The sequence below is a fragment of the Frigoribacterium sp. 2-23 genome (genome assembly GCF_049601585.1).
Lineage (GTDB): Bacteria > Actinomycetota > Actinomycetes > Actinomycetales > Microbacteriaceae > Frigoribacterium.
Map to the genome: position 1 here is coordinate 2,817,360 of NZ_CP187126.1, position 10,969 is coordinate 2,828,328.

General features: G+C 72.2%; 9 protein-coding genes. 5 read left to right on the forward strand and 4 right to left on the reverse strand.

Annotated elements, in window-relative coordinates; genetic code table 11:
• The first annotated feature begins 39 nt into the window (after positions 1 to 39).
• Together ACPEEZ_RS13330 and ACPEEZ_RS13335 are read left to right on the forward strand one after the other, a co-directional pair.
• Positions 40 to 1,527, forward strand: a complete 1,488-nt coding sequence (locus ACPEEZ_RS13330) for a hypothetical protein (protein ID WP_423919973.1) — start codon at positions 40 to 42, stop codon at positions 1,525 to 1,527.
• A 345-nt stretch (positions 1,528 to 1,872) separates the two neighbouring features.
• A complete protein-coding gene (locus ACPEEZ_RS13335; protein WP_423919975.1) occupies positions 1,873 to 2,133 on the forward strand; it encodes a DUF6458 family protein in 261 nt (86 codons plus the stop codon).
• A gap of 480 nt (positions 2,134 to 2,613) precedes the next feature.
• Here the strand turns inward: ACPEEZ_RS13335 and ACPEEZ_RS13340 are convergent, their stop codons facing one another.
• The 3 genes from ACPEEZ_RS13340 to ACPEEZ_RS13350 form a co-directional block, all read right to left on the reverse strand.
• A complete protein-coding gene (locus ACPEEZ_RS13340) occupies positions 2,614 to 5,712 on the reverse strand; it encodes an AAA family ATPase (protein ID WP_423919978.1) in 3,099 nt (1,032 codons plus the stop codon).
• The gene (locus ACPEEZ_RS13345; protein WP_423919981.1) at positions 5,712 to 6,917 is read right to left on the reverse strand and encodes an exonuclease SbcCD subunit D; all 1,206 of its coding nucleotides are present in this window, start codon (positions 6,915 to 6,917) and stop codon (positions 5,712 to 5,714) included. The genes ACPEEZ_RS13340 and ACPEEZ_RS13345 overlap by 1 nt, the downstream gene beginning before the upstream one ends.
• Positions 6,918 to 7,052: 135 nt before the next feature.
• Positions 7,053 to 7,778, reverse strand: a complete 726-nt coding sequence (locus ACPEEZ_RS13350) for an SDR family oxidoreductase (protein WP_423919983.1) — start codon at positions 7,776 to 7,778, stop codon at positions 7,053 to 7,055.
• Positions 7,779 to 7,854: 76 nt separating this feature from the next.
• On the opposite strand from ACPEEZ_RS13350, the gene ACPEEZ_RS13355 reads away from it, so the two are divergent.
• Positions 7,855 to 8,448, forward strand: a complete 594-nt coding sequence (locus ACPEEZ_RS13355) for a TetR/AcrR family transcriptional regulator (protein ID WP_423919986.1) — start codon at positions 7,855 to 7,857, stop codon at positions 8,446 to 8,448.
• A 127-nt stretch (positions 8,449 to 8,575) separates the two neighbouring features.
• Here ACPEEZ_RS13355 and ACPEEZ_RS13360 read toward each other — a convergent pair whose 3' ends face one another.
• Positions 8,576 to 9,238, reverse strand: coding sequence for an SDR family NAD(P)-dependent oxidoreductase (locus tag ACPEEZ_RS13360; RefSeq protein WP_423919989.1), 663 nt, complete (start codon positions 9,236 to 9,238; stop codon positions 8,576 to 8,578).
• 197 nt (positions 9,239 to 9,435) lie between these two features.
• On the opposite strand from ACPEEZ_RS13360, the gene ACPEEZ_RS13365 reads away from it, so the two are divergent.
• Both ACPEEZ_RS13365 and ACPEEZ_RS13370 read left to right on the forward strand, forming a co-directional pair.
• A complete protein-coding gene (locus tag ACPEEZ_RS13365) occupies positions 9,436 to 9,900 on the forward strand; it encodes a hypothetical protein (protein WP_423919992.1) in 465 nt (154 codons plus the stop codon).
• A complete protein-coding gene (locus tag ACPEEZ_RS13370; RefSeq protein WP_423919995.1) occupies positions 9,897 to 10,859 on the forward strand; it encodes an acyltransferase domain-containing protein in 963 nt (320 codons plus the stop codon). Before ACPEEZ_RS13365 ends, ACPEEZ_RS13370 begins: the two co-directional genes overlap by 4 nt.
• The last annotated feature ends 110 nt before the right edge of the window (positions 10,860 to 10,969 follow it).

Here is a 10,969-nt window from a genome sequence, read left to right on the forward strand (position 1 = left end):
GGGTAGCCAGCGTGAGATGTTCGACATATCATCTTCTGGATGGGGACTGATGCGCGGCAGGACACGGACGGCGACACGAGCTCGGACGTCGGGCGGCCCCGCCGTGGGCTCAGTCGCCGGGCGGTCGTGATCGCCGGTGCCGGCACGGTCGTGGCCGCCCTCGTCCCGATCGGGCTGATCGTCACGAGGGCACCGGCCGATGCGGGCACGCTGTCGTCCCGGTTCGCATCCCTCGAGGCCGCCCTCGCCGCGACCGAGCCGGGCGGCCTGCTCGAGGTCGACCAGGCCTATACGCGATCGACGACCTGGACGATCGACAAGCCGGTCACGGTGACGTTCCGTCCGGCGGGGTTGATCATCGTCACGCGCCCTGACGTCGCGGCCATCACGATCACGAGCGACGACGTGTCGATCGCCGACCCACGGCTCAGCGGCACCTGGGCCGATCGCGCAGGAGCAGGGCGCGGCATCCTCGCGGCCGGCAGACCCGGCACGCCGCTCCAGCGGATCACGATCACGGGCGGAGTGATGACCGGCTTCAGCTACGGCGGCGTGACGTTGTCACAGGTGACGGGCTTCCGGGTGGCGGACGTCATCATCGACAGCGTCGGCTACGCCGGCATCATGCTGCTGTCCTGCGTCGACGGCGACGTCGCCGACAACAGGGTCAGCACCGTGACGCAGGCAGGAGGCGCGGTCAACTCGTATGGCATCGCCGTGACCCGAGACACCGACTTCGACCTCGCCACGACGCCGCGATCGGCGCGGGTCCGCGTCACCGGCAACACGATCACGGGCGTGACGAAGTGGGAGGGCATCGACACCCATGCCGGCGAGGGCATCGTGATCGATCGCAACGTCGTACGCCAGTGCCACGTCGGCATAGCGGTCGTGCCCGCCAAGGCGCCACCCGAGACCACGACGGCCGACGCATCGGCCGAGACATACGTGTTCGCGCCGCTCGACTGCGTCGTCTCGAACAACGTGGTGTCGTATACCGGCGACGGGCTCCGTGCCTCGGGCATCCTCGTCAAGGGGGCGGGCGACACGGTCGGCTCGGACGCCGAACGGGCCACCGGCCGGGTCGTCGGTAACACCGTCGTCGGCATGGGTGGTGGCGAAATCGACGCGGCCGTCACCGTCTACCTGACGCGCGGTCTCGAGGTCTCGGGTAACACCCTCGACGACAGCCGTGCCCGCGCCATCACCGTCTATCACAGCAACGATGCCCTCACCGTGGCCGACAACACCGTGGTCGGAGTCGATGCCGACCCCGATGCGGCGGGCGCGGCGAAGGCCGGCACGAACGCCCCGGTCGCGGTCGTCGACGTGCGGGCCGGGGCCAACACCGTCGAGATCTCGGGCACGACGTATCAGCCGAGCCGAACCTCCTCGAGGGACGTGCGCGGGTTGTACGCCCCCGGCTCCGGCAGCACGATCACGTCGACCCGCAACGACTGGTCCGAGACGGCACTCGCCGTCTACAACCGAGGCAATGCCCTGACGCGCGTCGACGACGGGCACTAGGCGAGGGGCTCCGACGGCCCCGGCCAGATGATCCACCACCGGGAAACGAGCAACGGGCGTCGCTCAACAGGATCGACCTGGCCGGGCGCCGACCGGAGTGAGACGAGGTTACCGAACTGCGGGGCGTTGTCGAGACCTTTTCATGCGAGGATCGCCCGCGCCCACCCGTCGGCGGGCCCGACGCCACCGTCTCGGAGGGAACGCCGCCGAGGAGGGGCGGCGCGAGTCCTCCTCGGCGAGACCGGAACACACATTCCAGCACGTGCGTAGGGTGGGCGGCGCAGCCTCGCACCCGCGTGGCCGCGCGACCGCCCCGGCGGACGGAACTCGCACGAAGGAGACACCATGAGCATCGGCGGCGGAATCGCCTTGATCGTGATCGGCGCGATCCTCGCGTTCGCTCTCGACTTCCAGGTCGCAGGAATCGACATCCAGCTGATCGGCTACATCCTGATCGCGGCCGGAGTCGTCGTGACGATCCTCGGCATCGCACTCGCCTTCCGCAAGCGGAGCGTCGTGTCGACGTCGCGCACGGGCATCGACCCGGCCAGCGGCGAGCAGGTCACGCGCCGCTCGACGCGGGACGACGGCGGCCCGGTCGTCTGACCCGAAACTCCCCTTCTCAACGAAGTGACCCGTTCGGCCGATGTTCCGCACACACATCAGCCCGACGGGTCACTTCGTTCGAGGGGGGGCACCCCTCCCCGCTCCTCTCCCCAACGACATGACCCGTTCGGCCGATGTTCCGCACACACATCAGCCCGACGGGTCACTTCGTTCGAGGAGGGGCACCCCTCCCCGCTCCTCTCCCCCACGACATGACCCGTTCGGCCGATGTTCCGCGCACACATCAGCCCGACGGGTCACTTCGTTCGAGGAGGCGCCCCTCCCCAACACTCCCCTTCTCAACGAAGTGACCCGTTCGGCCGATGTTTCGCGCACACATCAGCCCGACGGGTCACTTCGTTCGAGGGGGGCACCCCTCCCCGCTCCTCTCCCCAACGACATGACCCGTTCGGCCGATGTTCCGCACACACATCAGCCCGACGGGTCACTTCGTTCGAGGGACACCCGGGGGTGCCGACGTCAGACCGTCGAGCGGAGGGTCGACGAACCGTCGGGCTGCCTCCGGACCTCGAGACGGTCGGCGATCCGCTGCTTGAGCTCGTCGACGTGGCTCACGATGCCGACGACGCGACCCGCCGCCGACAGACGACCGAGCTCGGTCATGACGGCGTCCAGGGTCTCGGGGTCGAGGGTGCCGAAGCCCTCGTCGACGAACAGCGTCCCGAGGTCGAGACCGCCCGCCTCGGCCTGCACCACGTCGGCCAGCCCGAGCGCGAGGCTGAGCGAGGCATAGAACGTCTCACCTCCCGAGAAGCTCTTCGGGTCGCGCACCGTGTCGGTCGTGTGATCACGGATCGCCAGGGCGAGTCCCGTCTTCCGTGACCGTGACCCCGACTCGCGTTCATCCGAGGCCTGCAGGGCGTAACGACCGTTCGACATGACCGTCAGCCGGACGTTCGCCGCCGCGACGACGTCGTCGAACCTCCGCAGCAGCACGTAGGTGCCGAGCGTCACGCCCTTCGTGTTGACCGCCGAGGAGGCGCTGGCCAGGTCGGCCATGCGCACCGCCGCCCGCGCGCGCTCGACCGCCGCGTCCCCCACGGCGAGGGCGGCCGTGAGCGCGGCGTGCGCTGCGAGCGTCCGCCGAGCCCGTTCGGAGGCACGGGCCTCGGCACCTGATGCCTCGCGCAGGGAGTCGTCCGCGACCGTGAGGGCCGCCTCCGCCGCCTCGAGCTCCGCACGAGCCGCCTCGGGGTCGGGCTCGGATGCGAGGTCGGGCTTCGCGTCGGGCTCCGCGTCGGGCTCCGCAGAGTGCCCGGGCTCGGCAGCCGGCGCCGGATGACCGGCCGCCACGATGTCGGCTTCGGCGAGACCGGCTGCCACGACATCGATGTCGCGGTCGAAGGCGCGGACGGCCGCCGCGATCTCGCGACGCTCCGGCTCGGGCAGGGCGGACGCCGCGACGGCAGCGACATCGGCGAAGGACTGCTCGGCGAGCGCCGCATCCCGTTCGGCCGTCCGGAGGGCGAGGTCGGTGGCGGAATGCTCGTCTGCGGCGAGAACGCGCTCGAGTCGCGCGAGGGCGTCGGCCTCGGCCGTGAGCACGGCGACGAGCGCCGCCACGGATTCGGCACGGTCGCCCCGCACCTCGGCGACCCGGTCGCGGTCGGCCGCGAGTGCCACCCGATCGGACTCGAGTCGGGCATCGGCGGTGGCTACGGCGACGCGCCGGGACTCGAGGCGCAGCCGCAGCGCCTCGGTCTCGTCGTCCTGCCGTGCGAGCTCCGCGTCGGCAGTGGCGAGTTCCGCGACGGACGAGCGGGCCGCCGCCAGGCGGAGACGGGCCTCCGCGAGCTGGGACTCGACGTCGACACGGGTCGAGTCGCCCAGTTCGGCACGGGCGGCGTCCCGCCTCTCGACGACCGCCGCGTGCGTGCGTCCCTCGGCCGACGCCCGGGTCTCGGCCTGCTGGCGCAGCTCGGCGGCGGCGTCGATGTCGTCGTCGGTCGGATGGTCGTGCGTCGGCATCGCGGGAGCCGGGTGCTCGAGCGAGCCGCAGACGGCGCAGGGCTCGCCGGCGACCAGTCCCGCGGCGAGCTCGCCGGCCATGCCGAGGATCTTGCGCCGCCGCAGCGCCGTCTCGGCCTCGACCGCCGCCAGGGCCTGTCTCGCGCTGCGCTCGATGTCGGCCGCCGCAGCATCGACGGCGGCGTCGAGGGTCACGAGGTCGTCGAGACGGGCGAGCACCCGGACGCGCTCGTCGACGAGACGCTCGGCCTCGGGCACCGATTCGGCGGCAGTCCGGCGCTCGTCGCGATGTGTGATGAGAGCAGCCCGCTGCGTGGGACGCTCCGCCAGCTCGTCCTCGAGGCGCTGCACCTCGGCCCGGTCGTCGACGAGCTTCGCCTCGGTGTCGTCGAGACGGCCCTCGCGCGCCGGCAGACCGGCCTCGACACGGGCGGACTCGGCGAGACGAGCCAGATCGGCCGCCGCCGACTCGTGACGATCCCGCACGACGGTGGCATCGAACCCCGAGCGCGCCGAATCAGAAGGGGCTGCCCCCTCGAGGTCGGAGGCGAGATCAGGCTGATCGGCCCGGACCCGCTCGACCTCCGCGGCGAGGTCGAGGGCCGCGGCGCGGGCACGCGTGGCAGCTTTCTCCGTCCCCGCCACGGCACCCTCGACGGCTGCCGCTCGCAGCGCCGCCGCGAGCCGCTCTCGCGCCTCGTCGACGCCTTCCCGGCGCGCGTCGAGGTCTCGGCGTCGCTCGAGCAGGGCGGCCCGTCGCACGACGGCTCGGTGCCACAGGGCTTTGGCGTCACGGGCGGCCGCGCACGAGGCGCGGTGCGTCTGGGCGGTGAGGTGCAGGGCCGAGGCGACCCGTGCCCCCTCGGTGACGGCCTCGAGCACGGCGTCGGCGGTCGATTCGTCGACGTCGTCGTCTCCCGCCGCCTCGCGTAGCCGGGCGATCGCGTCGCGGACGCCCGCCTCGGCGACGGCGATGGCGGCGTTCGCCGTCTTGCGCCCGTCGACGAGTTGCTCGGTGGTGCGCTCGTAGATCTCGGTGCCGAACAATGACTGCAGCACGAGCCTCCGCTGCTCACCGGTGGACCGGAGGAACTCGGCGAACTCGCCCTGCGGCAACACGACGGTCTGGACGAACTGCTGCCGGGTGAGACCGAGGAGGCGCGGGATCTCGGTGCCCACCTCTTGCGTGCTGGTCGACACGACCTCGCCGTCGAGTGCGTCGGGGGACGAGAGCCTGATCAGCTTCGCGGTGGCATTGGCCGTCGTGACGCCGCTGCGGTTCTTCTTGGGGCGAGACCATTTCGGCGTGCGGCGGATGCGATGGACACCCGCCCCCGTCTCGAAGACGAGCTCGACGAACGGCTCCACGTCGGGGGCGGCGTGGTGGCTGCGCAGCCGGTCATGACTCGACTGCTCGCTCGCCAGACCGCCGTAGAGGGCGAAGACGACGGCGTCGATGACCGTGGACTTGCCCGACCCCGTCGGCCCCTCGAGCAGGAACAGCCCGGACGCGCCGAGCGCCGCGAAGTCGATCGTGTGCTCGCCGGCGTAGGGGCCGATGGCGCGCAGGGTGAGGGTGTGCAGGTACATCAGTCGTTCGTCTCGTCGGCGGCGCGGGCCGCCTCGTAGGCGGCTGCGAGCACGGCGAGCTCGTCGGCGGTGGCCTCGCCACCCGACGCGAAGACCACGAAGTCGGAAGCGACCTCGAGCGGGTCGGTCTGCGCGGTGACCGGGGTGAGACGGGGGGCCGCTGCCGCACCGATCGGCGTGTGATGGACGGCGAGCACGTGCGGGAACCGGGCCCGGACCCGGACGTACATCTGGTCGGGGTGCACGGGGTCGGTGACGAACACCCGCAGCCAGGCGTCGGCGACGTCGTCGTGGTCGGGGCCGAGCAGCTCGTCGAGGGGCCCGGTGACCTCGGCCAGGCGGCGGGGCACGGGAGTGGGCACGGTCTCGGTCGTGACGCCGCCGTCGGCAGCGAGCTCGACGATGGTCGTCGACTTGACGTGTGCGAGCTCGCCGAACGAGAACGCGAGCGGCGACCCCGAATAGCGGAGGCGCCCCGACGACCCGACGCGCTGGGCACCGTGCAGATGACCGAGTGCGACGTAGTCGATGCCGTCGAAGACCGTCGTCGGCACCTGGTCGACCCCGCCGACCCGGATGTCGCGTTCGCTGTCGCTCGGCGCCGCCCCCGAGACGAACGCGTGTGCCACGACGACGGACCTCGTGTCGGTGCGCGACGCCAGATCCGCCCGGATGCGGTCGAGGGCCGCCCCCATCACGGCCTCGTGCGAGCGGGCGAGCGGCGGCGAGCCCTCCCCGTCGCCACCCGCGCCGGCGCCGGCACCGGCAGCGGCAGCCGCACCGGGCGCGAGCGTGTGCCGCACGGCGTCGGGGTCGAGATACGGCACACCGTAGAAGGCGACCGGCCCGTGCTCGTCGTCGATCAGCACGGGCTCGGCGAGGGCGCCGACGTCGGCCCTGATGTGCAGGCCGCCCCGCATCAGGTCGGCGGCGAAGCCGAGTCGCACCGGCGAGTCGTGGTTGCCCGGGGTCAGCACCACCGGCACGAGCGCCGTCAACCGTCGCAGGGCGTCGCCGAGGAGGCGCACGCTCGGCACCGCAGGGACGGCGCGGTCGTACACGTCCCCCGCGATCACGACGACGTCGACGGCACGATCCGTGACGAGCCCGACGAGGTGATCGACGAACGCGGCCTGATGCTCGTGCAGGTCGACGCCGTGCAGCGTGCGGCCGAGATGCCAGTCGCTCGTGTGCAGGATGCGCACGCTGCCCCCTCGTTCCGCCGGTCGTGTGGTTCGCGCCTCACTGTAGCGACGGCCGCCGACACTCCCGACCCGCGCCTCCGGACGGCGTCCCGCCCCCGCGACCCGCGCCTCCTGCACCGCGCGAGCCGCGCCTCCTCAGTCGATCAGCGCGGCGATCTGCTCGTCCAGCCACGGGTACAGCTGCTCGGCCGGCGTGCCGAGCTGCGACTTGAGCTGTCGCGTCATGTCGTCGGCCAGCACCTCGAGGTCGCCCGCGGCGAGGCCGTCGTACGCCTGTGTCACGACACTCGCGGGCGTCGACTTGGGCGTATCGAAGCGCGTCGCCATCGGGGTGTCGATCATGCCCACGAGCAGCCCGACGACGTGCGTGCCCTGCCCGCGGAGAGCGTTGCGCAGGCCGTTCGTCGCCGACCAGAGCGCCGCCTTCGAGGCCGCATAGGCCGTCGGCATCGAGACCCAGGCAGCGGACGACAGGATCGTCAGGATGGCTCCGCCACCCTGCGCGGCAAGGACGGGCGCGAAGGCCGTCGTCACGCGCATCGTGCCGAAGAAGTTCGTCTCGAAGATGACGCGCAGGGCGTCCGTGGAGCCCGAGATGTCGTCGTCCGCGGGTGCGATGGCCGCGTTGTTGACGAGCAGGTCGACGTCGGAGGCGACGACGGCCGCGGCGTCGATGCTCGCGGCGTCGGTCAGGTCGAGGTGCAGCGGCTCGATCCGCGGGTCGGACCACTCGCGAGGGCTGCGTGCCGCGGCGTAGACCTTCGTCGCGCCGCGCTCGAGCGCCTGCTGCACGAACTGCTCGCCGAGGCCGCCGTTGGCACCGGTGACGAGGACGGTCCTGCCGGTGAGCGACTGATTCATTTAGACTCCTTGAGTAAGTGGGGAACATCCCCGAATCATTATGTGGGGATGTTCCCCACTTAAGCAAGGAGTGTTCGTGACGCCTGCCTCTTCGACGACGCGCCCGCTCCGCGCCGACGCACGCAAGAACCGCGACGCGATCCTCTCCGCCGCCCGTGAGGCCTTCGAGGACGAGGGGGTGCTCGTCTCGCTCGACGGCATCGCCCTCCGTGCGGGCGTGGGCAACGCCACGCTCTACCGCAACTTCGCCACGCGCGAGGACCTGCTCGCCGCCGTGATCGAGTCGAGCATCGAGGCGGCACTGGTTGAGGCCGACGTACTCGCTTCTTCGCTCACCCCTCAGGAGGCGCTGGCCGAGTGGCTCGTCTCCCTCGCGTGGCAGCTGCGTCGCTGGCACGACCTGCCGACGTGCGTCGCCTCGGCCCTGACCGAGTCGGCCTCGCCGATGGCGTCCGCCTGCTCGCCCCTGCAGGACCGCACCGCGGAGTTGCTGGCCCGGGCTCAGGCCTCGGGCGACGCGTCGGACGCCGTCACGGGCGACGACCTCTACACGCTGGTCACCGCACTCTCGTGGGGAATCGACCGCTTCGGCGACGACGAGGCGGCCGCGAGACGACGCGTGGCGCTGGCGACCGCGGGCGTCTTCCGGGAGCCGGCCCGCGCCTCCTGAGCTCGCCGAGCCCGGCCGCGCCCGCCGCCTCGCTGCCTCGCGCGACCCGCGAAAAACCCCGGGGCGGAAGAAGAACCCCGGTGCACGGGGGTTCATCGTCCGCAATGGGGTGCGAGGCGCGCGTCGCTCAGTCGAGCGGCTTCGCGTACACCCGGAACTCGCCCTGCTCGGCGTGCATCCGCCACAGGGTGTCGGCGAGCGCCTCGGGCTCGTGCGCGGGGTCGCCGCCACCGATGCCGAGCGGGATGATCAGTTGACCGACGTGGATCTTCTCCGGCGCCAAGGCCTCGTGCAGCAGCTGGGCGTAGGCGCTCTCGCCCGCGAACGCGACGGCCGTGCCGGTCACCCCGTCGCGCGGACGCACCGCGCTGGCACCGTTCACGAAGAGCATCGTGCCGCGACCGAGCGTGCGCATCCCGGGCAGGACCTGGTGCGCCGCCGTCGCGGGGCCGTAGATGGAGAACTCGACCGGGCCGACGAGGTCGTCCGCGACGGTCTCAAGCACGGGTCGCATGAACTCCTTGGCGGGCAACGGGCTGTACTGCAGCACGTCGATGGGTCCGAGCTCGCTCGTCGCCTGCTCGAGCGAACGGACCAGCGAGGGCCGGTCCCGCACGTCGGCGACGAAACCGGCGGCCGTGATGCCCTCCGACTGCAGCGTCGCAGCCAGCTCGTCGACCCGGCCGCGGTGACGGGCGATCAGGGCGACGGCGAAACCCTCGCGGGCGAAGCGGCGGGCGACGGCCAGGCCGAGGCCCTGGCCGGCGCCGATGATGGCGATGGTGGTCATGCCTGTCCTTTCGTGGGGCGCCGATCGAGACGCCGAGGAGGTGCGGCGTCGGCCATCCAGGCGGCGACGCCTCCTCCACACTGGCCGGTTTCTCCCCCGTCCGACCGATGGGCCGCGCGACGCGTTGCAGCGGGGCATCGCCCCTGGGACGATGGTCGGCACGGGCACCCCGCACCCCCCTTACGACAGGAGCGACCATGGCCACCGACGGCTTCTCGAAAGACGAGCGTGAGGCGATGAAGCAGCGCGCGGCCGAACTCCGTGCCCAGGCCAAGCGCGAGAAGGCCGCCGACAAGGCGGCCGCCGACCTGCAGGACACGCTCGACGCCATCGCGGCCATGGACGACGCCGACCGGGCGATCGCCGAGCGTCTGCACGCACTCGTCGCCGAGCACGCCCCCGAGCTGCTGCCGAAGACGTGGTACGGGTTCCCGGCGTATGCGGGCGAGGACGGCAAGGCCATCGTGTTCTTCCAGCCGGCGACGAAGTTCGGCACGCGGTACTCGACGCTCGGGTTCCAAGACAGGGCCAACCTCGACGAGGGCGGCATGTGGCCCACGTCGTACGCCGTCACCCGCGTCGACGCCGAGGTGGAGGCGCGCATCGCCGAGCTGCTGCGTCGCGCCGTCAGCGCACCCGCTTCGTCGACGGTGACGGCGTGATCGATGTCCGAGCCCGCCTGACCGACGCCGAGCTGCCGCGACTCCTCGAGCGGCTGGGGTTCCGCGGGCAGGACGTCGACGACGCCCTCGCCGCCGCGGCCACGGTCGCAGCCGACCCCGAGCGGCGTGGTCGCGTCGAGCGCCTCGCCGAGGCCCTCGTGGCACGGATCGGCGACGTCCCGACGAATTCCGGCCACGATGGATCGCAGCCGTTCGGCTCGCCGGATGCCGCCGAAATGCACGACGAGGCACCCGACGGGTCGGACGCTCCGGGCGGCCCGAGAGGCGCCGGGCGGGGCCTCGGTGTCCTGCCCCTGCTCGCCCTCGTCGTGACCGCCGCCGAGGTGCACGAGTACCACCGCGGCCGAGGCATCGACGACGACACCGCCTGGCGATCGTTGTCCGACCTCGGGCAGCAGGTCTGGGTCCACCGGCAGACCTACGGCTCGTTCGGCCTGCACACGCAGGAGTGGCTGCTCGTCGCCTGGTCGGGTGCCCTGCACTGGCTCGGTCGCCTGCAGTTCGAGCTGACCCGCGACCCCGACGCCGCCGGGCACTCCGAGAACCCCGAACCGGTCGCCCTCGCGACGCACGTCCCGCAGAGCGGGCCGCTCACACCCGAGTCCGTCGACGACGCGTTCGCGCAGGCGCGTCGCTTCGTCGCCGAGCACTACCCCGAGCTCACCGTCACGTCGTTCACCTGCGACAGCTGGCTGCTCGACCCCGAGCTCGCGGCGGCCCTCCCGCCGGGCTCGAACATCACCGCCTTCCAGCGCCGCTGGCAGCTCACCGAGGAGGCGCGGGTCGGCGACGAGGACGCCCTGTTCTTCACGTTCCGCCGTCGCGGCTCCGTCGACCTCGACTCGTTGCCGCAGACGACGTCGCTCGAGCGCGCGGTCGTCGGACGCCTCCGCCGCGGCGAGCACTGGACCCTCCGCACCGGCCGTCTCGCGTTCTGAGAACCCGCGCCGCGCCTCCTCGGCTCGCCGGGCCTGCGTGCTCGCGCGCTGCGGCAGGCGCGTGCGACGCGATGCGCCACACGCGCCACGCTGCGCCACACGCGCCCGTG

Coding starts and splice junctions, on each gene's coding strand:
- ACPEEZ_RS13340 (WP_423919978.1), bottom strand. CDS start 5,712: ATGTACCTGCACACCCTCACCCTGCGCGCCATCGGCCCCTACGCCGGC.
- ACPEEZ_RS13335 (WP_423919975.1), top strand. CDS start 1,873: ATGAGCATCGGCGGCGGAATCGCCTTGATCGTGATCGGCGCGATCCTC.
- ACPEEZ_RS13350 (WP_423919983.1), bottom strand. CDS start 7,778: ATGAATCAGTCGCTCACCGGCAGGACCGTCCTCGTCACCGGTGCCAAC.
- ACPEEZ_RS13330 (WP_423919973.1), top strand. CDS start 40: ATGGGGACTGATGCGCGGCAGGACACGGACGGCGACACGAGCTCGGAC.
- ACPEEZ_RS13360 (WP_423919989.1), bottom strand. CDS start 9,238: ATGACCACCATCGCCATCATCGGCGCCGGCCAGGGCCTCGGCCTGGCC.
- ACPEEZ_RS13365 (WP_423919992.1), top strand. CDS start 9,436: ATGGCCACCGACGGCTTCTCGAAAGACGAGCGTGAGGCGATGAAGCAG.